Here is a 19,370-nt window from a genome sequence, read left to right on the forward strand (position 1 = left end):
GGCAGCAGCATCGCCGACCATGGGCGCGGCAAGACGGCCTCAACGAGGAGACATGTCAATGGCTGACAACACCACTGCAAGCACCGAATCCACCGGACTCAACCAGGCTGTGCGTGAAGCGCTCGACAACGCACCGACCACGCACCCGCGACTGCTGGAGTGGGTCCGTGAGATGGCCGAAATGACCCAACCGGACGCCATTCACTGGGCTGATGGTTCCGAAGAAGAGTGGAACAGGCTGACCACGGAACTCGTGGACGCCGGAACCTTCGTTCGGTTGGACGAGGAGAAGTTCCCCAACTCCTTCGCTGCTTTCTCCGACCCGGACGACGTTGCTCGTGTCGAAGAGCGCACCTTCATCTGCACCAAGACGCCCAAGGGTGCCGGTCCCACCAACAACTGGGAAGACCCCGCGGTCATGAAGGAAACCCTGGTGAAGAAGTTCACCGGTTCCATGCGCGGCCGCACCATGTACGTGATTCCGTTCGTCATGGGGAGCCTTGACGCGGAGGACCCCAAGTACGGCGTGGAAATCACCGACTCCGCCTATGTGGTGTGCTCCATGCGCATCATGGCCACCATTGGCACCCCCGTGCTGGACAAGATGACTCGCGACAACGCGTTCTTCGTGGAGGCCCTGCACTCCCTGGGTGCCCCGCTGGCGCCGGGCGAGGAAGATGTCCCCTGGCCCTGCAACCCGTCCAAGTACATTGTGCAGTTCCCCGAGGACCGCGCCATTTGGTCGTTTGGTTCCGGCTACGGCGGCAACGCGCTGCTCGGCAAGAAGTGCTACGCGCTGCGCATCGCTTCCGCGATTGCCCACGACGAGGGCTGGCTGGCGGAGCACATGCTCATCCTGAAGGTCACCGACCCCGAGGGCGATTCCCGCTTCATTGCCGCGGCGTTCCCGTCGGCTTGCGGTAAGACCAACTTCGCGATGCTGGAACCCACCATTGACGGCTGGAAGGCCGAGATGGTTGGTGACGACATCTCCTGGATCCGCTTCAGCAAGGACGGCCAGGCTCGCGTGGTCAACCCCGAGGCTGGTCTGTTCGGAGTTGCCCCGGGCACCGGTTGGTCCACCAACCCCAACGCCATGCGCGGTGTGGCACGGGGCAACACCATCTTCACCAACGTCGCGCTCACCGACGACGGTGGCGTGTGGTGGGAAGGGATGACGGACGAGGTGCCCGAGCACCTCACCGACTGGAAGGGCAATGACTGGACCCCGGAGTCCGGCCGCCCGGCCGCCCACCCCAACTCCCGTTTCTGCACTCCCATCAAGCAGGTCGACATCCTCGCGGACGAGTACGACGATCCGGAAGGTGTGCCCCTGTCGGCCATCATTTTCGGCGGTCGCCGTAAGACCACCGTGCCCCTGGTCTCCGAGTCCTTCGGCTGGGAACACGGCGTCTTCCAGGGCGCAACGCTGTCCTCCGAGACCACTGCCGCCGCAAAGGGCGCCGTGGGCGTGGTGCGCCGCGACCCGATGGCCATGCTTCCGTTCATCGGCTACAACGCCAATGATTACCTGGAGCACTGGCTGGACACCGGTGCCCGCGTGGGTGAGGATGCCATGCCCAAGATCTACTACGTGAACTGGTTCCGTCGCACCGCTGACGGTGGCTTCGCGTGGCCCGGCTTCGGTGAGAACTCGCGCGTGGTCAAGTGGATCGTCGAGCGCCTCAAGGGCACCGCCGGTGGCCAGGAGACCCCCGTGGGCATCGTGCCCACCAAGGAGGACCTGGACCTCAGCGGCTTGGACATCTCGGATGACGAGTTGAACGCCGCGTTGCGCGTCGACAAGGACGAGTGGCTGGGCGAGCTGCCGGGCATCGATGAGTGGTTCCACAAGCTGGGCGATGTTCCGGAGGTCATCCTGGAACAGCGGGCCGGCCTGGAGGAGCGCCTCAAGAGCTCCTGACCTGCCCGGACACACCCAGCCGGTAAGTGTCCCCATATGTAGTGACGCCGTGCACGCCATTCATGACTCGAGTGGCGTGCACGGCGTTTCCATGTGTGTTTTAGTTAGCTACTGTGCGGTCCGTTGGGGGAAATTCCGTCATGGAAGACAAGGAGACCGGCCGGAATAGCAGGGGAGAGGCTGTCCTTGGAAAACATTGTGCAGGTCACCGGTCTGACCAAGAATCACGCTCATTTACGGGCTCTCAAAGGCATTGATCTCACGGTGGGGGCCGGGGAGATCGTGGGCTTGGTGGGGGAAAACGGTGCGGGTAAATCCACGCTGATCTCGCTGCTCGCCGGTGCCGCGAGACCCGATAAAGGCGCCATGACCCTGTGTGGGGACAACTTCGCCCCGCAGAATGAACAGGACGCCCGTTCAGCGGGCGTGGGAGCTGTTCAGCAGCGCTTCACGATGAACGGTTCGCTGACGGTGGCCGAAGCCATTGCTGGACTCGGACACGGCGCGCAGGGAGAACGTGATGAGGTCCTGGAACGGGCACGAGAGGTGCTCCGAGACGCCGGCGTGGATCTTGATCCCGAAGCCCATATTTCCTCTCTGATGCGCGCCGAGAAGGCCCTGGTGGAGGTGCTGCGGGTGCGTATGGAGGATCCGCAGCTGGTGCTCATGGACGAGGTCGCCGCCACGTTCAACGACCACGAGGTGGCCACCGTTCACGCGATCACCCGCCAGTTGGCCCGCCAGGGCCGCGGCGTCATTTACATCACGCACCGCATCGATGAGGTGCGCTCCTTGGCCGACCGCGTCGTCGTCATGCGGGAAGGTGCGATCAAGGAGGAGTTCGTACCGCGAGAGGTCGGTGCGGACCAGATCGTCTTTTCCATGCTGGAACGCGCGCTACCCGAGCGGGATCGCCCGGGAGGGCACGACCACGATGACGAGGCACTGTCCGTTCGTGGCTTGAGCACCGACGGTGGTCTGAGCAACGTGGACCTCACACTGCGGCGCGGAGAGGTTCTTGGCCTCACGGGCCTGCGCCGGGCCGGCATGAACGAGCTCGTGGGCGCCCTGGTGGGTGTGCATCCCGGCCAGTACGAGCATCTGCAGGTCTCGGGACGGGACGTGAGCATCAGCTCCGCCCAGGACGCTGTGGAACTCGGGATCGGCTACCTGTCCGACAGCGATGACGAATTGAACGAGGCACACGAAGAGTCCGTGGCCCGCATGCTCCGTAACGACGACCCGGATCCGGACGCAGGCTTCATCCGGGAAGTCACCGCGTTGCGCGAGGTAGTTGCCCAGGTCAAGGCCCTGCACATCAAGACCCATGACATCCAAGGCCAGGTGGGCAAGCTGTCCGGCGGCGACCAGCAGAAGATCGCGCTGGCGCGTTGGATGAGCACGGACTGCGACATCCTGATCCTCAACCACCCCACGCGCGGGATCGATGTGGGGGCCAAGGGCGACATCTACGACATGCTCACGGATCTGACATCCAAGGGCACATCCGTGCTGCTGATCTCCTCGGAGATGTCCGAGCTGCTGCAGTGGTGTCACCGGATCCTGGTCATGCGCGAGGGCCAGATCGTCAGCGAGCAGACGAATGATCAGGCCACCGAAGACACCCTGATGGCCGCCGTGACCGGTCAGGAATTGCCCAGCCACGCCGTGCGCAAGCGTCACGTGGCCGACCACGCCCCGGCGGAGGCTCCCGCTCAGGACTGACGTTCGGTCGGAATGCGAGTAGCCATTGGGATTGCGAGTAGCCATGGAGCGTCTCGGCCAGCTGTGACCATGCGCCAGTCCAGTTCTAGCTCCAGTTGCCGACGCCGCTGCCTCGCGTCGATCGTGTCGCGTCGCCTTGCACTTTGTGGGCCCTTAGAACCCTCCGATGCGTCGGAGGTGTCGGTGGAACCTCTTTTGCGCGTTGGAAGGGTTCTAGCGGAGCGTGAGGTGTATCGCGCAATTCTTCAGAAACCTGCGGCCCGCGCTCTTGAGCACGGGCCGCAGGTTTCTCTGTGAGTGCTCCGGGTGGCTGAACCCGGGTTCACCAATTCTGGGGCGGATCAGACGGAAACGCGCTTGGACACCGTGTTGAGCTTGTGGCGCGCCAGGGCGAGGTTCGCGGTGTTGCGGTCCAGCACGAGGTACACGAACAGTCCGCTGGTCTCCTCGGTGTTGAGCACATTGATCAGGTGGTACTGGCTCTCGAGGGTGATCATGATGTCTTCGATCTCGCCGCGAAGGTTGATGTCCTTCATGGTGCGCAGCTTGGCGCGCACCACGTTGGAGTTGCCAGCTGCGGCAACGTTGAGGTCGAAGCCGGGGTTGCCGCCGGAGGCGAGCGCCATACCGCTGGAAATATCCACCACGGCCGCGCCCGTGGCGCCCTCGATGCTCAGCAGTTCCTGGATGGAGTTGTCCAACTGGGACATATCGATTGTCTCCCTACTAGATGTTTGTGGTGCGTCGACAGGCGTCTGGGTGGGCCGGTCTTCGGCACGTGTCTTGCGAGAAGGCCACAGTGAAAAGGCCATGACCTGAATCCCCCTACGTGAATTGGTTCTAGCCCGCTGTCGCACCCCTGGGCCCCCAAAGCCCGGGGGGTCACAGCTTTTCCAGTATAGGAGCGGGTCACTGGGCCACCCAGGGAAAAACACAAGTGTGGACCACGGCGCAATGAGGTGTCAGGCAAAGGGGGGGACGGGCACGTGAGGTGGAATTTTCCACAGTAAGTAACAGTTATTCCTAGGTTGGCAGCGTTTAATGAATCCATCACGACAGAAGGGGCCGAATCGTGAAGCTGACTGCTTTTTCTGACATCGCCCTGCGCGTGCTCCTATTGATGGGCGGGCTGCCTGGGGGCACCCTGCTGTCAACTCAGCGGATCGCCGAGGGTGTCGGAGCCCCTTATCACCACGTGACCAAGACCGTGGCCAAACTGCGCTCCATGGGGCTGCTCGCCTCTCAGCGCGGGCGAGCCGGCGGAGTGATCCTGACGGAATCCGGACTTGCCGCGAGTCTGGGGTCCGTGCTGCGAGAGCTCGAGGCCAACACCGCCATTGTCGAGTGTGAAGCGGATGAGACTTCATGCCCGCTCAATCACGGGTGCAAGCTTCGCGGGGCCCTTGCCCGGGCACGGGAGGCCTTCTACCGCGAGTTGGACGGCGTCACCATCGCCGATCTCGTCAACGAGCGCCAGGTCGGCAGGGTGGCGGTCACCATCGGTCTGGTTCCGCCGAGTGACGCCTTCGCTTGAGAGCTACATTACTTGTATCTGGGATGCTAGATTTCATAGCGCAAGGTTTCCAACCTAAGGAGCAGCCGTGCTGTCCGAGAAGTCTCGTCCCGTTATTGAGCAAACCATTGGCGTGATCGCAGAGCGGATCCCCGCGATCACCCCCGAGTTCTACAAGTCCATGTTCAACGCCCGCCCCGATCTGTTGGACGGCATGTTCAGCCGGTCCAACCAGAAGAACGGTACGCAGCCCCAGGCGCTGGCCGGTTCCATTGCGGCCTTCGCGTCCCACCTGCTGAACAACCCGGATTCCTACCCGGACGAGGTACTCTCTCGCGTGGCTCACAAGCACGCGTCCCTGGGCCTGCTGCCCGAGGAGTACCCCACCGTTCACGAGCACCTGTTCGGGGCCATCGCCGCTGATCTCGGCGACGCCGCGACCCCCGAGGTCGTTGCCGCGTGGGACGAGGTCTACTGGCTCATGGCGGACGCCCTGATCAAGCTCGAAAAGGGCCTCTATGGTCAGCAGGCGAACGACGTAATGTTCGCGCCGTTCACGCTGATCTCCAAGGAAGACATCGCAGAAGGCGTTGTGGCCTTCGAGTTCGAACCCGCGGACGACACCCCGCTGACCCACTCGATCCCCGGCCAGTACGTGACCATTCAGGTCAAGGTCAAGGACGGCATCCGTCAGCCTCGCCAGTTCACCCTGGTTCCTTCGCAGGAGGGTCACCGCCGCGTGGTGATCCGTAAGGATCCCCAGGGTGAGGTCACGCCCATCCTGCACGAGGACATCAACGAGGGCGACGTCCTCGAGATCTCCAATCCCTACGGTGATGTGGTCTTGGACGAAGGCCACGGTTCTCTCGTGCTGGCCTCCGCCGGGATCGGCACCACCCCGATCGTGGCGTTCCTGGATCGACTGGCCAAGGAAGGTTCCCAGCGCAAGGTCACCGTGCTGCACGCGGACCACTCCAAGGATCGCTGGCCGGGTCGTCAGATCATGGAGCGCCTCGTGGACAGCTTGCCCAATGCCACGATGATCACCTGGATGGAGACCCCCGGAGATGGCGATTACGAGGGCTTCATGAACGTTTCGGAGGTGGACCTGGACGTCGATCAGGACACCACCGCGTTCATGTGCGGCCCCCTGCCCTTCATGAAGGGGTTGCGCTCGCAGCTCATCGAAAAGGGCGTTCCGGGCCGGAACATCCACTACGAAATCTTCGGTCCCGACCAGTGGATGCTCCACGACGAGGCCCGCAAGGCCGATTCCTGAGCCTCAGCTGGTTGTTCTGATACCTAGCATCACGGACGACGGCGCCGCACGAGAATTCTCGTGCGGCGCCGTCGGCGTCAAGACAGTGGGCGCGAGCGTCAGCCCTGTCTTACCAGGCCAAGCGCGGTGTCACGCACGCGCTCCATGGTGGCGGTGTCCGGAGCCTCCACGTTCAGACGCAGGAACGGCTCGGTGTTGGAGGGGCGCAGATTGAACCACCAGCCCTCGCCCGGGTGCGTGAAGGTGGTGCCGTCCATGTCCTCGACCGTGACGGCCGGATCCTGCTCGGCGTAGTAGGCCCGCACGCGATCCACGGCGGCTGTTTTGTCCTCGATCTCGGAGTTGATCTCCCCGGAAGCGACGTACGGATCGTAGCGTTCCATTAGGTCGCTGAGCGTGCCCTGCTGCTCGCCGAGTGCGGCCAGCACGTGCATGGCCGCGAGCATCCCGGTGTCCGCGTTGTAGAAGTCCTTGAAGTAGTAGTGAGCGGAGTGCTCACCGCCGAACACGGCCTTCTCCGAAGCCATCACGGCCTTGATGAACGAGTGGCCCACGCGCGTGCGCACCGCGCGACCGCCACTGGCCTCCACCAGCTCCGGCACGGCCTTGGACGTAATCAAGTTGTGGATGACCACGGGCTGCTCGTTGCCCTCTGCCTGGGCGCGAGCGATCTCGCGCTCGGCCACGATGGCCGCAATCGCCGACGGCGACACGGGCTCGCCGCGCTCGTCCACCACGAAGCAACGGTCCGCGTCTCCGTCGAAGGCCAAACCGATGTCCGCGCCGTGTTCACGCACGGCGGCCTGCAGGTCCACCAAGTTGGCGGGCTCGAGCGGATTGGCGGGGTGATTGGGGAAAGTGCCGTCCAATTCGAAGTAGAGGGGCACGATCGTCAGGGGGAGCGCCTCGAGCTCGGCATCGCCAAGGACGGCGGGGGTCGTGAGACCGGCCATGCCGTTGCCTGCGTCCACGACGACCTTGAGCGGACGGATCTCGCTGAGGTCCACCAGGTCACGGAGGTAACGGGCGTAGTCGGCCAGCACATCTCGGCTGGTTTCAGTGCCCTGCTGCTCGGCCTGCGGAATCTCACCCGAATCCAGGTACTGCTGCGCGAGGTCGCGGATCTCGTACAACCCGGTGTCCGAGGACACCGGGACGGCTCCAGCCATGGACATCTTGATGCCGTTGTAGGCGGCGGGATTGTGGCTCGCCGTGAAGGTCACGCCCGCGCAGTTGAGCGTGCCGCACGCGAAGTACAACTCGTCGGTGGAGATGTTGCCGATCTTGATCACATCCGCGCCGCGCATCATGGCGCCCTGCGCGAATGCATCGATGAACTCGGGGGATGAGGGTCGCATGTCACCGCCCACGGCCACGGTGGTTCCGGCCAGGTCGAGCACATCGACATAGGCCGCACCGGTGGCCCGCACGCTGTCCGCAGTGATGGTGGAGCCCACAATGCCGCGCACGTCGTAGGCCTTGAATGAGGAAGAAAGATCTATGGTCACAAGGCCGAATTCTACGTGAGACGTTCCAAGGAGCGGACGAGGTCCACACGAATCCTCAAGCGCTCTGTGGTTGGATGAACTGCATGGCAGAGTTCTTTCGGATGGACAATCCGATTCAGAATTACGCATGGGGCTCACGATCGGTTCTGGCCACCATGCAGGGTAGGCCTGTCCCCAGCGAGCAGCCGGAGGCCGAGCTGTGGATGGGTGCTCACCCTAGCGCGCCCTCCCGAATTGACATGGGCGAACACTCCCAGAGCCTTGCTGAAGTCCTACCCGATCTCCCGTTCCTGCTCAAGATTCTGGCCATTGCGGCGCCTCTCTCAATTCAGGTCCACCCCTCGACTCGGCAGGCACAAACGGGATTCTCGCGGGACAACGAGCGGCAGGTTCCGCTGGATTCTCCGAACCGTAATTACAAGGACGACCGCGCCAAGCCGGAAACTGTGGTGGCGCTCACCAGCATGTGGGTTCTCGCGGGGCAACAATCCGGTGCTGAACTGCGTGAACTTGCTCACGAACTGCGCCTGGACTGGCTCGCGTGGGCGGCCAATCAGCCCTCGGCGCTGCGGGCGGCACTGACCTTGTCGGGAGAGGATGCGGCGGATTCCATCCGGGCGTGTGTGCGTGCGGCCGCGCGGCTGCGCCGGACCCGGTTGGCGCACCTGCCCGAGGCCGATGACGACTACGTGACCCTGTGCCCCAAGGCCACGCCGCTGGAACGTGCGGTCTATCTGATCGAGTTGCTCGATCATCACTATCCGGGGGACCCGGGAATGCTCGTGGCCCTGTGCATGAACCTGGTGCATCTGTACCCGGGGCAGGCGATGCACACCCCGCCCCAGCAGTTGCATGCTTACATGTCCGGGACGGCCGTGGAGATCATGGGGTGTTCGGACAATGTGCTGCGCGCGGGTCTGACCGAGAAGCACATGGACGTACCCGAGCTGTTGTCCGTGTTGGCACCGCAACAAGCACCGATCGACATCCTGGATCCTGATTTCAGCCCGGACGGCTCGGTCGACTATCCCTTGTGGGATGCCAACCTGAGCCTGGTGGCATTCCAGGTGCATCGCAAGCATTCGCTTCGCCGCTGGATCAGGGGTACCTCCGTGGTGCTGGTGGCGGAGGGGCGTGTCACCGCGACGATCCCAGAACGGAGTGCCCAGACCCACGAAATCCCGGCGGGACATTCGTTGCTGTACTCCGGTGAACCCGGGTTCGTGGAGTTCGATGGCGAGGGTCTGGTGTTCGTGGTCACGGGCAGCGTGGCGCACTAACGCGGGAGACTCCATCCCTTAAGGGGTGCCCCGCGCTCCAGGGATGACGTTAAATGGGAAGTAGGCGTACTATTTAACTTCTCATCGGATTTGGAGACTCCCATGGATCGACGGATTGAACGAACGCGAAGAGCGGTGGTTGATGCCACCGTCGATCTGGTGTCCCGCCGTGGATCTCACGTGGGCATGACGGAAATTGCGCAGGCCGCGGGCGTGAGCCGCAAGGCCGTCTACGAAAATTTCGGGTCGCGGGACCAGGTCCTGTTGCAAACCACCGTGAATCTGCTGCGCGCTGAGTTGTCTTTGAAGAGCGCCACCCTCAGCGGCGAGGGTGATGTTCTGGAACGGCTTGCGCACACCGTGGCCGATCATATGATCGAGTACAGGGACTATTACACAGCGGTGCTCTCCGGTCCGGGGGGATACCTGGCCGGAAATGCGCTGGTGGTGCAACTTGCCGCCGCATGCCGCCAACTGCGTAATGAACAGCACCAGCCCAGCACATCCAATTTGCAGGACCGGTTCATGATTCACGGTCTGCTGGGTGTGTTGACGGAAGCACTGGTAGAACACGACAGCGCCGACCTGCACGCCGTGGTGTCACGGCTGTACAAAGAAATGGCGGCGCCCCACCGACACTCGTAGAGAGGACCCGCCATGGCACAGGAATACAGACTCACGGGAGCCGACCGCCCCAACGTCCCGATTCCTTCGCTGAAGTGGGTCGACAAGGTGTGGAAGCGTCGCTTGGCGGTGGTGGGGGTCGTGGCACTGATCGCAGCCATCGCCGGGGTGTTGTTCAATGATCAACTCGCCCGCACCGGATTCTTCGACAGCGCCTGGCAATGGCCGGTGCTGCTCGCCGGAGCCGCAGCATCTCTGGGCGGTGTGCTCCTGTCGTTCATGCGCGTGGACCAGGTGCCTCGTGTGGGAATGATGGAAGAACGCGCCACCGGCTCCAAGGGTGTGCGTGCGAGTGCTCGCACCGGCAATTTGCCGCGGGACACCGCGCATCTAAGGGTCCAGGACTACATGGCCGTGGAAATGGTGCAGTACGGCTGGCCAATGATTCCGGCCCTGGTGGGAATGATTTTGATACTCATCGCGCTATGGACAGTGGCGCCCGCCGTGGTCATCGCCCTGCTGCTCGTAGCGGTGTGGGCCGCCATCCGAATCAACGGAACGGCCACGGCACGGAAGTACTACCGGCTACGGAAGGACTAACCCATGTCAGACATCACGATCATCGGCGGCCACGGAAAGGTGGCCCTGCAGCTCAGTCAGATTCTCACCGGCGACGGTCATCGCGTGAATTCCGTGATCCGTTCCGAATCACAGATTCAGGACGTGGAGGACACCGGTGCGAACGCCGTGGTGGCAGACGTGCAGAACCTCGACACGGAGGGTCTCACCGAATTGCTGACCGGCCAGGACGCCGTCGTGTGGTCCGCCGGAGCGGGTGGCGGGGACCCCGAGCGCACCTACGCCGTGGACCGCGATGCCGCCATTCGTTCCATGGACGCCGCCCAGGCCGCGGGCGTGAACCGCTACGTAATGGTTTCCTACATCGGAGCGGGACAGGACCACGGCATTCCCGAGGACGACTCGTTCTACGCGTACGCCCAGTCCAAGGCCGACGCGGATGATCATTTGCGCGCCAGCTCGCTCAAGTGGACCATTCTGGGTCCCGGCACCCTCACGGATGACGAGACCACCGGCATGATCACCCTCGAGCCCGGCCAGGACGACGACGCCGCCAACACAGCGCGAGGAAATGTCGCCTTGGTTGCCGCGGCAGCTCTGACCGCACCCGACACCACGGTCGGACGGAAGATCGATTTCGCCGACGGTGACACGGTAATCACCGAGGCGTTGGCGAACCTCTCCTAAGAGGCATCCGCCAGGAAATAACTCAATCCCAGGTCGCGCTGGGAGGGACCCCCGGGGTCGTTCTCCCAGCGTTGCCCACGGGACACCCGGCGCTGGTTAATCCGCCACCCTTGATCGGTGCGGACCCATTCGTCCAAGTAATCGCCGGAGGCCAGTGACCCGTCGTGACGCACGATGAGGTACTTGCTCCATGATCGCGCGCGTTCCCTGCCCGTCGAATCGGCAGGGAGCCGCGCGATCACCGTATCCGTGGTGAAGTGCGGGTGGTACGGAGCAACCCGTTCGATGCGGTCCGCAATTTCATCGCGTGACTGCGTGTAGTTACCGGGCGCGCCGAATTGGGCGTCGGCGGTGAAGACGAGTGGCAGTCGATCCCAGTCGCGGTTGTCGATGCAGTGCGCGTAGCGCGCCAGAACGTCGTGGATCTGTAACGCGTCATCGAGGGGGACGCGAACCCATCGTGCCGCGCTCACCGGAGCTGCCCGTCGTTGCGGCGGATGCCCGCATCCGCAACCGATTGCTGGGCCCGGAGGATGGCGTCGTCGAAGTGCACGAATGTATAGGGCCCGGGCACGTATCCGCCACCCTGACGCCCCGGTTCGCGCAGCATGTTGCGGGCGTGGACCACACGGCGTGAGATCCGCCAACCGGCCGGAGTCCGGACCAGGGTGTCCACGACATCGGCACCGACAGCGCGCTGGTCGAAGGACACCATGATCAGGCGGCTCCATGTGACCGCGGTGTCGCCGTCAATGGGATTAATCACGGTATTGAGTACGTGCACACTGCCGTACTGCGCCAATTGTGAGAGTTCGTAACCTTGCCGGATCCCCGCGGGGCCGGGCAGTGTTGTGGAGGGTGCCATGTCTTCCAGCGACTCGGGGGCCTCCGTGCCCGGGGACAGGATTTCGACGTCCTCCGTGACCACGTCCGCCAAATGATCCCACTCGCGGTTGTCGATCACGTGATTCAGGAAATGTAGGGTTTCCACAATCTTTAACCGATCCTGAGGGCTGAGCGAGGCGGTATGGGACATGGTTGGAGCGACCTTTCGGGAGTCCTGCAGAACACGCAGCAATGTGTTCTTTCAGAAGTATCTCCTAATCTGGGGTTATGGAGATGCCATCACTGCACCCGCGCCCCTCGGATGACCGCGAACGCGAAGAACTCGACCTGAACGAATCCTTGGCCATGACTGCCGTAATCCACGGCACCGTGCAAGGCGTGGGGTTCCGCTACTGGGCCTGGCGGCACGCCGAGAAGTTGGGTCTGGTGGGGCACGCGACCAACAACTCTGACGGCACCGTGACCATCGAAGTCGAAGGCCCGCGCTGGGCCCTGCAGGAGTTGCTCAAGTCGCTGAACTCGAGTGACACCCCGGGGGTCGTGATGACCGTCGATGCACACTACGGTCCCGTCACCGGGCGTTTCAGCGAGTTCACCCGGAACTGACCTGAACCCTGTTCACCTCGCGTAAATCTGTTGTTACTACGGTGATTGAACACCATCGGACCAGGGGGTTGAAACGATCATGAGCCAAGTGCCAGACCACGTGTTCCAGCAGCGCCGAGAGTTGGCGTCGCAAGCCATGGACACCGTGGAGGAACTGTTCCGGGTGGTCAGGGCCGCGCGGTCGGCTCAGCTGGATCGCATCAATCGGGTTCTGCCCCGCCACCGGTGGTCCGCGGTCAATCTGGTCGATTACGCGGCGGTGCGTAGCCAGGACGTGCGGCAGTTGCAGTCGGATCTTTCGGATCTGGGGCTTTCCTCTCTGGGCCGCATGGAGGCCGGTGTGGAGGACCATCTCAAGGCCGTGCTGTTGAGCCTGGCGGCCGTTGCCGAGCGCCCCGAACCCAATCTGGACATGCTGGACGTGGGTATCGAGCCCGGGGAAGGTCACGGCAGCGGTCAGGACATCCTGGAGCGCAATGCGGTGCAGTTGCTGGGCCGTAGTCCCGAGGACCGCGAAACCCGCATCATGGTCACGTTGCCTTCCGAGGCCGCCGCCGACGCCGCCCTGGTGCGGGACATGGTGGCCGCCGGGATGAACGTGGCGCGCGTGAACTGCGCCCACGACGGCCCCGAGGAATGGGCGCGCATGATCGATCACGTGCGCACGGCGGCGTCGGACTTGGGCAAGGACCTGCGTGTCTCGATGGATCTGGGTGGGCCCAAGGTGCGCACCGGACCGATCGAGCCGGGTCCGCGGGTCGAGAAGATCAAACCCGAGCGCGACGCCACGGGCCATGTGACCGAACGGGCCAGGCTCTGGCTGGGCACCTCACCCCACGACGACCTGATCCCGTCCGTTCCCGTGAGCCCCGCGACCTGGCTCTCGGAACGCACGGTGGGGGAGCGGATCCGATTGCGGGACGCTCGCGACTCGGGCCGTTCGCTACGTGTGATGGCCGTTGAGGACGGCGGCGTGCTGGTGGAGTTCGCCAAGACCGTGTACTTCGCGACGGATCTGGTGCTCAAGGCCGGCAACGGTGACGAGGCCACCTTGGGCGAGCTGCCGGAGACCGAACAGGCGCTGCGGCTGAACATCGGGGACACTCTGCGCCTGGTGCGCAGCCTGGAACCGGTACCCGCGGTGACGCAGTCGCCGTTCACCATTGGCTGCACCCTTCCCGAGGCGTTCCAGGACGTCGCACTGGGAGACCGGGTCTGGCTGGACGATGGCAAGATCGGCGGAGTGGTGCGGACCGTGACCCCGGACAGCATGGACATCGAAGTCCTGCACACCGGGCCCAACGGGTCCAACCTCAAGGCAGAAAAGGGCATCAACTTCCCGAACACCGATCTCCGGATCCGCTCGCTCACGGAGCAGGACCGTCGGGACCTGGAATTCGTGGCCCGGAACGCGGACATCGTGAACATGTCGTTCGTGCGCAGCCGCACGGACGTCACGGACCTCCTGGACGAACTCACTCGCTTGGACGCCACCGAGGTGGACGTGACCCTCAAGATCGAGACGGTGGGCGGCTTCGAACAACTCCCGCAGATGCTGCTGGAAGTCATGCGTTGGAAGGACGCCGGCGTCATGATTGCCCGCGGCGACCTGGCGGTGGAAACCGGTTTCGAACGACTCGCGGAAGTGCAACAGGAGATCCTGTGGCTGTGCGAGGCCGCCCACGTTCCGGTCATCTGGGCCACGCAGGTGCTCGAAAGCCTGGCCAAGAAGGGCATCCCCTCCCGCGCGGAGGTCACGGACGCCGCAGAGGGTCAGCGCGCCGAGTGCGTGATGCTCAACAAGGGCCCGTTCATCATTGAAACCATTGAGGCGCTGTCCTCGATCCTGGGGCGGATGTCCGGGCACGTGATCAAGAAAACGGACCTGCTGCGCAAACTGCACGCGTGGCGTGAATTCGTGAGCGCTTAGGCGGCCGCCCGGTGGGTGAGCCGTGGCGGGGAACGGGCGCGAGCGGCGTCGTCGGATAGCGAACAGCCCGCGCGGTGATCAGCGGGCTGTGGAATAGTTGACCCGAGTGATCGGCGAGACCCGCCCCAACCCATGAGTAAGCCTTGAGGAGTGCACCGTTATGGACATGAACCCGCTGAATAAGGCCTTTGACGAGGACGGCAAGCCCAAACCGGGCGTCAATAAATTCTTGAACCATGTGCTGCGCGCGCAGCGCCCCATGGTCATCAAGGCGCTGCAGCGTGAGCGCGAGCAGCACCCCAACGAGTCTCCGGAGCAGATCGCCAAGCGCCTGACCAAGACGTACCAGCGCACCGTGACCCTGGGCGGCGGGGCCGTGGGCGCAACCGCGATGGTCCCCGGTATCGGCACCATCGCTTCCCTGGGGCTGTCCTCGGTCGCCGTGGTCGGCTACCTCGAGGCCACCGCGTTGTACGCGCAGGCCATGGCGGAGTTGCACGGTGTGTTCCCGGACAACGAGGAGCAGAACCGCACGATGGTCATGGCTCTGATGCTCGGCGAGGACGGCAACCAGCTGATGAGCCAGATCCTGGCGAACTCCAGCCGCTCCAAGGGCCTCACCAACAAGTGGGGGCTCATGCTCGGTAAGGGTGACAGCGACAAGAAGTTCGATGCCGGCCGCACCATTCGCAACATGTTCGTCAAGCGTTTCCTGGCCAAGCAGACCGGCGCAGTGATGGGCCGTGCCCTGCCGTTCGGTATCGGTGCCGTGGTGGGCGGCGGCGCCAACTTGGCCATGTCCCGCCAGGTGATCAAGTCCGCCGAGGAGGCATTCGGCGAATTTCCCACGGAGTTCCCCGCTGCCCTCGATGACCGAGCCGAGTCCTTCAAGGACGGCACCAAGGTCAAGGAGCCGGAGTCGATCGAGAAGAAGTAGTTCAATCCGCTGATCGCGCAACACGCCCCGGGGGCCCATCCATGGATGGGCCCCCGGGGCGTTCATGTTCCCGTCACACGCATTTCGTCAGCGGCTCAGAGCGGCTTTAGGCCCGCGCGTTACGGTGGCCGCGTGTTCACCCCAAGTGGCTCCCCCGGACAATCCTCCACTGACACGCTGTCCGAGCGTTCACGAACCACCCATCGCCTCCCCGAGCGACCCTTGATCTTCGCGCACCGCGGCTCATCAGAGGCGTTTTCCGAACTCACCCGTGCCGCCTACGTGCAGGCGTTGCTCGACGGCGCGGACGGGGTGGAATGCGATGTGCAGCTCACCCGCGACGGGCACCTGGTCCTGCACCACGACGCTCAATTGGGCCGCACCTCCAACGGCAACGGCCCCGTCTCGCAGCACACGCTGGCTCAGCTGCGGGCCTTGGACTTCACGTCATGGAAGGGTGTGCCGATCCCTTCGTCCCACGGCTCTGCGGACGAGCAGTTGCTGACCCTGGACGAGTTGCTGGACCTTTTGGAGGCCGCGGGGCGATCCATTGGCCTGGCGGTCGAAACCAAACACCCCAGCCCGTTCGGGCACGGCTTGGAAGAGGCCGTCCTGGTGCTGCTCATGCGCCGTGGCTGGGATCCGGAAACGGGGTGGCTGGGCAACATCAAGGTGTCGATCATGAGCTTCCACCCCGACGGCGTTCGCTACCTTCTGCAGTCCGTCTCACCGCGGCACGTGTGCCAGTTGGTCGCGGACACCACCGTGAGCACGGTGCGCCACAGCATGCGGGTCGGTCCCGCGGCGGCCATGGTCTATCGCGCCGGGATGCGCCTCGTGGTGCCCCCGGCGGTGCCGATCATCGCTCACGGTGAGGTGGAGCTGGCCGGGCCTGGGATCCAGTTCGTGCGTGACCACCTACACGAGGTGATCAACTGGCGGGCCAACGGTTCCGTGCTCCGGGTGTGGACGGTCGACTCGTTCGTGGACACGCACCTGTGCCTTGCCATCGGGGTGCAGCAGATCACGACCAACGTCCCTGCTGACGTGCTGCGCTGGGTGGGGGAAGCCACGGATGGGACGGCCACCACGGAGTCCGGTGCCGCGTTATGCCACCCAGCCATGAAGCCGACTGCGGCCAGTGGTCGGCATGCGCCCGTGCGGGCGAAAAGCCGAGGGCCACGCGTTGCTGGGAATCCCTTGTACGCGTAGCCCTCCGGCCGATCATGATCCCGCACTGCGTGGAGCTAGCCGAGGATCACACGTTCTTGCTCTGGATGCCCGTCCAAGAACTGCCCAGGGCACCCGTTGATCAGAGCCCCGTCTGTCCCGCTCCGTACGTTGCCTGTTCCTGCGTGAAACCTTCGAAGACCAGTTGATCGATCAGTCCGCTCCGGGAAAAGGACGAGGAATCGAGGTATTCCTGGGCCTTCTTCGCGGCTTGCTCGTTGTAGTCGATGCTCAAACTGTCGACCGCAGCGGCCGAATCTTCGGGCGAGAAATCCTCGAACTCCAGTTGCTCGATCAGGCCGCTGCGAGAAAACGCCGAATAATCGATGTAATCTTCAGCCTTTTTCTTGGCTTGCTCACCGTAGTCGACATCAAGAGAGTCAACCGCAAGAGTTGCGTCCTCGGGTGAGAACCCCTCGAACTCCAGCTGTTCGATCAGACCAGTTCGCGAAAAGGCCGAGTACTGCAGGTAACTCTCTGCCTTGTCCACGGCATTCTGCTGAGACAACGGCGTTGATCCAGAATCTTCATCCTGCTCGGTCTCGGCGGAATCCGCGCCTGTGTCCCCGAGGGGCTGATCGCTGGCGACAGCGCTTTCCTCGGGCGTGGGCTGCGGTGCTTCGGTCGGTTCAGCCGGTTCTTCGCTGGGGGCCTCTTCCGCCACCGCTGGACCAGGAGCCTCGGTAGGACTCTCCGTGGCAGCTTCCGAGGTGGCGGAAGGAGTTTCGACCGGATTCCCGGTCGCAGTGGCACTGGACGTCTCGTTGCTGACTGGCGCGGCATCGTCATTACCGCCACCGATTAGAGCCGCACATCCAGCAAACAAAAGGATGACAAGTACAAGTAGGCCCAAACACCCTAGGGCCCATTTCTTCTTGCCCGTTTTCCGCGGCGGTGCCTGGCCATTCCCGTTGTGATGGAACTGCTGGGTTTGCGAATCGTACTGGCCATTGTGCGGCCCCGGTTGATTCGGGGGGATCTGTGACATGACAGTCTCTTTCTCAGGGGGGTGACTTCATGTTCACTATAGGAATCGGTGTGAGCCGTGACGCAGCGCACGGTCATTGACGTCCGTGTCGCACCCTATATTTCAGTTCGCGTAGCGATCCACGAGCTGCTCGGCCAAACCGGTGTACTGGCCGGGGGTCAGGCCCTTGAGCCGCTGCTCCGCAGCCTCCGACAAACCCAGCTCGCCGATGAACTCGCGCATGCGCTCGCCGTCCACGCGGTGGCCGCGAGTCAGGTCCTTGAGGCGCTCGTAGGGGTTGTCCATTCCCTCGCGTCCTGCGATGGCCTCGGCGCGCATGGCGGTCTGGACGGCCTCGCCGAGTACCTCCCAGTTCTGGTCGAGGTCCTCGGCCAGCAGGTTCTCGGCCACGTCCAAGCGCTCCAGACCCTTGATCACGTTGGAGATGGCGAGCATCGAGTGACCGAAGGCCACCCCGATGTTGCGCTGTGACGAGGAGTCCGTGAGGTCACGCTGCCAGCGAGAGGTCACCAGGGTGGCACCCAGGGTGTCCAGCAACGAGCAGGAGATCTCCGCGTTGGCCTCGGCGTTCTCGAAACGGATGGGGTTGACCTTGTGCGGCATGGTGGAGGAGCCGGTGGCACCCTCGACAGGGATCTGCTGGAAGTATCCGATGGAAATGTATGACCACACGTCCGTGCACAAGTTGTGCAGGATCCGGTTGAAGCGCGCGATGTCCGAGTAGAGCTCGGCCTGCCAGTCGTGGGATTCGATCTGAGTGGTCAGCGGGTTCCAGTCCAACCCCAGACCCTCCACGAAGGACTGGGAAATGGCCGGCCAGTCGGTGTCCGGGGCGGCAGCCACGTGGGCGGCGAATGTGCCGGTGGCGCCGTTGATCTTGCCCAGATATTCGGTCTTGGCAATGCGGTTCAGTTGCCGGTTCAGGCGGTGTGCGAAGACCGCGAGTTCCTTACCGAGCGTGGTGGGGGTCGCCGGCTGGCCGTGCGTGCGGGACAGCATGGGCGTCGCCTTGGCGTCCTGCGCCATGTCGCTGATCGCGGACACGAGCTTGCGGGCGGCGGGCAGCCAAGCATCTTCCACGGCGTCCTTGACGCTCAATGCGTAGGAGAGATTGTTGATGTCCTCGGAGGTGCACGCGAAGTGCACCAGCGCCTTGAGGTGCTCCAAACCCAACTCCGGCAGGCGACGCCCGATGTAGTACTCCACGGCCTTCACGTCGTGAACGGTCACGGCCTCGATCTCGGCCAGCTCCGCCACGGACTGCACATCGAAGTCGGTGACGATGGCCCGCAGGCCGTCCTTCTGCTCCTGACTCAGGGGCTCCAGACCAGGCAGCGCCCGTTGCTCACACAGGTGAATGAACCATTCGACCTCCACGTGCACGCGCTCGCGGTTGAGCGAGGCTTCCGAGAGGTAGTCGACCAGGATGCCGGCCTGGGGTCGGTAACGACCGTCCAAGGGTCCCAACGCGATGGGAGGGGTCTGCTGGCTCAGGGCCACGCGTCCGGAGGGGAGAGTGTGCGGAGTCTTCGACATGATCTTCATTCTTCCACGCCTCCGCGAGCGCGCCGGCTCGGTGTCCATCGACGACGACGCCGCGGCGCCCGTTCTCCACGGGCGGGCGGGTACGTGGGGCATCGGCTGCGCATCCACAATCCGGCCTGCTCGACCGGTCATGTCACGGGGCGGGTTCTAGCGTGAAGTTCTCTGCGGA

The 19,370-nt window shown here is 63.7% G+C and carries 19 protein-coding genes; 13 read left to right on the forward strand and 6 right to left on the reverse strand.

All coding sequences use genetic code 11. From position 1 onward, the window contains the following. Positions 1-58: 58 nt before the first annotated feature. Positions 59-1,924: a phosphoenolpyruvate carboxykinase (GTP) gene (locus CKW39_RS00655; RefSeq protein WP_095796272.1), complete on the forward strand. Its 1,866-nt coding sequence runs from the start codon at positions 59-61 to the stop codon at positions 1,922-1,924. A gap of 186 nt (positions 1,925-2,110) precedes the next feature. After that, a complete protein-coding gene (locus CKW39_RS00660; RefSeq protein WP_129699522.1) occupies positions 2,111-3,649 on the forward strand; it encodes a sugar ABC transporter ATP-binding protein in 1,539 nt (512 codons plus the stop codon). Positions 3,650-3,990: 341 nt separating this feature from the next. On the opposite strand, the gene CKW39_RS00665 is transcribed toward CKW39_RS00660, so the two are convergent. Beyond that, positions 3,991-4,359 carry a hypothetical protein gene (locus CKW39_RS00665; RefSeq protein ID WP_095796274.1) on the reverse strand — a complete coding sequence of 123 codons (369 nt, stop codon included), beginning with the start codon at positions 4,357-4,359 and terminating at the stop codon, positions 3,991-3,993. A gap of 362 nt (positions 4,360-4,721) precedes the next feature. Between CKW39_RS00665 and CKW39_RS00670 the strand changes: the two genes are divergently transcribed. Continuing rightward, positions 4,722-5,183: an Rrf2 family transcriptional regulator gene (locus tag CKW39_RS00670; protein ID WP_095796275.1), complete on the forward strand. Its 462-nt coding sequence runs from the start codon at positions 4,722-4,724 to the stop codon at positions 5,181-5,183. A 67-nt stretch (positions 5,184-5,250) separates the two neighbouring features. Next, positions 5,251-6,441: a globin domain-containing protein gene (locus CKW39_RS00675; protein ID WP_095796276.1), complete on the forward strand. Its 1,191-nt coding sequence runs from the start codon at positions 5,251-5,253 to the stop codon at positions 6,439-6,441. A 98-nt stretch (positions 6,442-6,539) separates the two neighbouring features. On the opposite strand, the gene CKW39_RS00680 is transcribed toward CKW39_RS00675, so the two are convergent. Further along, positions 6,540-7,949: a phosphomannomutase/phosphoglucomutase gene (locus CKW39_RS00680; RefSeq protein WP_254049206.1), complete on the reverse strand. Its 1,410-nt coding sequence runs from the start codon at positions 7,947-7,949 to the stop codon at positions 6,540-6,542. A 101-nt stretch (positions 7,950-8,050) separates the two neighbouring features. Here CKW39_RS00680 and manA point away from each other — a divergent pair, with 101 nt between their 5' ends. The 4 genes from manA to CKW39_RS00700 all read left to right on the forward strand — a co-directional run bounded on the left by manA (position 8,051) and on the right by CKW39_RS00700 (position 11,119). Further along, the gene (gene manA / locus CKW39_RS00685; RefSeq protein WP_254049207.1) at positions 8,051-9,229 is read left to right on the forward strand and encodes a mannose-6-phosphate isomerase, class I; all 1,179 of its coding nucleotides are present in this window, start codon (positions 8,051-8,053) and stop codon (positions 9,227-9,229) included. 135 nt (positions 9,230-9,364) lie between these two features. After that, positions 9,365-9,874 carry a TetR/AcrR family transcriptional regulator gene (locus CKW39_RS00690; protein ID WP_158222888.1) on the forward strand — a complete coding sequence of 170 codons (510 nt, stop codon included), beginning with the start codon at positions 9,365-9,367 and terminating at the stop codon, positions 9,872-9,874. A 12-nt stretch (positions 9,875-9,886) separates the two neighbouring features. Further along, the gene (locus tag CKW39_RS00695) at positions 9,887-10,453 is read left to right on the forward strand and encodes a hypothetical protein (RefSeq protein ID WP_095796280.1); all 567 of its coding nucleotides are present in this window, start codon (positions 9,887-9,889) and stop codon (positions 10,451-10,453) included. A gap of 3 nt (positions 10,454-10,456) precedes the next feature. After that, the gene (locus CKW39_RS00700; protein ID WP_095796281.1) at positions 10,457-11,119 is read left to right on the forward strand and encodes an SDR family oxidoreductase; all 663 of its coding nucleotides are present in this window, start codon (positions 10,457-10,459) and stop codon (positions 11,117-11,119) included. On the opposite strand, the gene CKW39_RS15385 is transcribed toward CKW39_RS00700, so the two are convergent. Together CKW39_RS15385 and CKW39_RS00710 are read right to left on the reverse strand one after the other, a co-directional pair. Beyond that, positions 11,116-11,592: a nuclear transport factor 2 family protein gene (locus tag CKW39_RS15385; RefSeq protein ID WP_158222889.1), complete on the reverse strand. Its 477-nt coding sequence runs from the start codon at positions 11,590-11,592 to the stop codon at positions 11,116-11,118. The genes CKW39_RS00700 and CKW39_RS15385 overlap by 4 nt on opposite strands. Next, positions 11,589-12,155 carry a nuclear transport factor 2 family protein gene (locus tag CKW39_RS00710; protein WP_143469917.1) on the reverse strand — a complete coding sequence of 189 codons (567 nt, stop codon included), beginning with the start codon at positions 12,153-12,155 and terminating at the stop codon, positions 11,589-11,591. Before CKW39_RS00710 ends, CKW39_RS15385 begins: the two co-directional genes overlap by 4 nt. Before the next feature lie 77 nt (positions 12,156-12,232). Here CKW39_RS00710 and CKW39_RS00715 point away from each other — a divergent pair, with 77 nt between their 5' ends. From CKW39_RS00715 to CKW39_RS00730, 4 genes are all read left to right on the forward strand, one after another. Next, positions 12,233-12,571: an acylphosphatase gene (locus CKW39_RS00715; RefSeq protein WP_095796283.1), complete on the forward strand. Its 339-nt coding sequence runs from the start codon at positions 12,233-12,235 to the stop codon at positions 12,569-12,571. A gap of 79 nt (positions 12,572-12,650) precedes the next feature. After that, on the forward strand, positions 12,651-14,501 hold the full coding sequence (locus tag CKW39_RS00720) for a pyruvate kinase (protein WP_095796284.1): 1,851 nt from the start codon (positions 12,651-12,653) through the stop codon (positions 14,499-14,501). Positions 14,502-14,667: 166 nt separating this feature from the next. Next, positions 14,668-15,438 carry a di- and tripeptidase gene (locus CKW39_RS00725; RefSeq protein ID WP_254049208.1) on the forward strand — a complete coding sequence of 257 codons (771 nt, stop codon included), beginning with the start codon at positions 14,668-14,670 and terminating at the stop codon, positions 15,436-15,438. 222 nt (positions 15,439-15,660) lie between these two features. Further along, the gene (locus CKW39_RS00730) at positions 15,661-16,650 is read left to right on the forward strand and encodes a glycerophosphodiester phosphodiesterase family protein (protein ID WP_254049240.1); all 990 of its coding nucleotides are present in this window, start codon (positions 15,661-15,663) and stop codon (positions 16,648-16,650) included. A gap of 100 nt (positions 16,651-16,750) precedes the next feature. Here the strand turns inward: CKW39_RS00730 and CKW39_RS00735 are convergent, their stop codons facing one another. Beyond that, a complete protein-coding gene (locus CKW39_RS00735; RefSeq protein WP_095796287.1) occupies positions 16,751-17,656 on the reverse strand; it encodes an Ltp family lipoprotein in 906 nt (301 codons plus the stop codon). Between the two features lie 102 nt (positions 17,657-17,758). Continuing rightward, positions 17,759-19,192, reverse strand: coding sequence for an adenylosuccinate lyase (gene purB / locus CKW39_RS00740; RefSeq protein WP_173674260.1), 1,434 nt, complete (start codon positions 19,190-19,192; stop codon positions 17,759-17,761). On the opposite strand from purB, the gene CKW39_RS15580 reads away from it, so the two are divergent. Then, a complete protein-coding gene (locus tag CKW39_RS15580; protein ID WP_216823135.1) occupies positions 19,191-19,352 on the forward strand; it encodes a hypothetical protein in 162 nt (53 codons plus the stop codon). The genes purB and CKW39_RS15580 overlap by 2 nt on opposite strands. Positions 19,353-19,370 lie beyond the last annotated feature (18 nt).

Origin of the sequence: Kocuria sp. WRN011 (assembly GCF_002295155.1) — a bacterium.
In the GTDB taxonomy this organism is placed as follows: Bacteria; Actinomycetota; Actinomycetes; order Actinomycetales; family Micrococcaceae; genus Kocuria; species Kocuria carniphila.

Bases quoted from the DNA above. Each gene is read 5' to 3' on its own strand.
- CKW39_RS00655 (WP_095796272.1), top strand. From the start codon at position 59: ATGGCTGACAACACCACTGCAAGCACCGAATCCACCGGACTCAACCAG.
- CKW39_RS00665 (WP_095796274.1), bottom strand. From the start codon at position 4,359: ATGTCCCAGTTGGACAACTCCATCCAGGAACTGCTGAGCATCGAGGGC.
- manA (WP_254049207.1), top strand. From the start codon at position 8,051: ATGGACAATCCGATTCAGAATTACGCATGGGGCTCACGATCGGTTCTG.
- CKW39_RS00695 (WP_095796280.1), top strand. From the start codon at position 9,887: ATGGCACAGGAATACAGACTCACGGGAGCCGACCGCCCCAACGTCCCG.
- CKW39_RS00700 (WP_095796281.1), top strand. From the start codon at position 10,457: ATGTCAGACATCACGATCATCGGCGGCCACGGAAAGGTGGCCCTGCAG.
- CKW39_RS00710 (WP_143469917.1), bottom strand. From the start codon at position 12,155: ATGTCCCATACCGCCTCGCTCAGCCCTCAGGATCGGTTAAAGATTGTG.
- CKW39_RS00715 (WP_095796283.1), top strand. From the start codon at position 12,233: ATGGAGATGCCATCACTGCACCCGCGCCCCTCGGATGACCGCGAACGC.
- CKW39_RS00720 (WP_095796284.1), top strand. From the start codon at position 12,651: ATGAGCCAAGTGCCAGACCACGTGTTCCAGCAGCGCCGAGAGTTGGCG.
- CKW39_RS00725 (WP_254049208.1), top strand. From the start codon at position 14,668: ATGAACCCGCTGAATAAGGCCTTTGACGAGGACGGCAAGCCCAAACCG.
- CKW39_RS00735 (WP_095796287.1), bottom strand. From the start codon at position 17,656: ATGTCACAGATCCCCCCGAATCAACCGGGGCCGCACAATGGCCAGTAC.
- CKW39_RS15580 (WP_216823135.1), top strand. From the start codon at position 19,191: ATGATCTTCATTCTTCCACGCCTCCGCGAGCGCGCCGGCTCGGTGTCC.
- purB (WP_173674260.1), bottom strand. From the start codon at position 19,192: ATGTCGAAGACTCCGCACACTCTCCCCTCCGGACGCGTGGCCCTGAGC.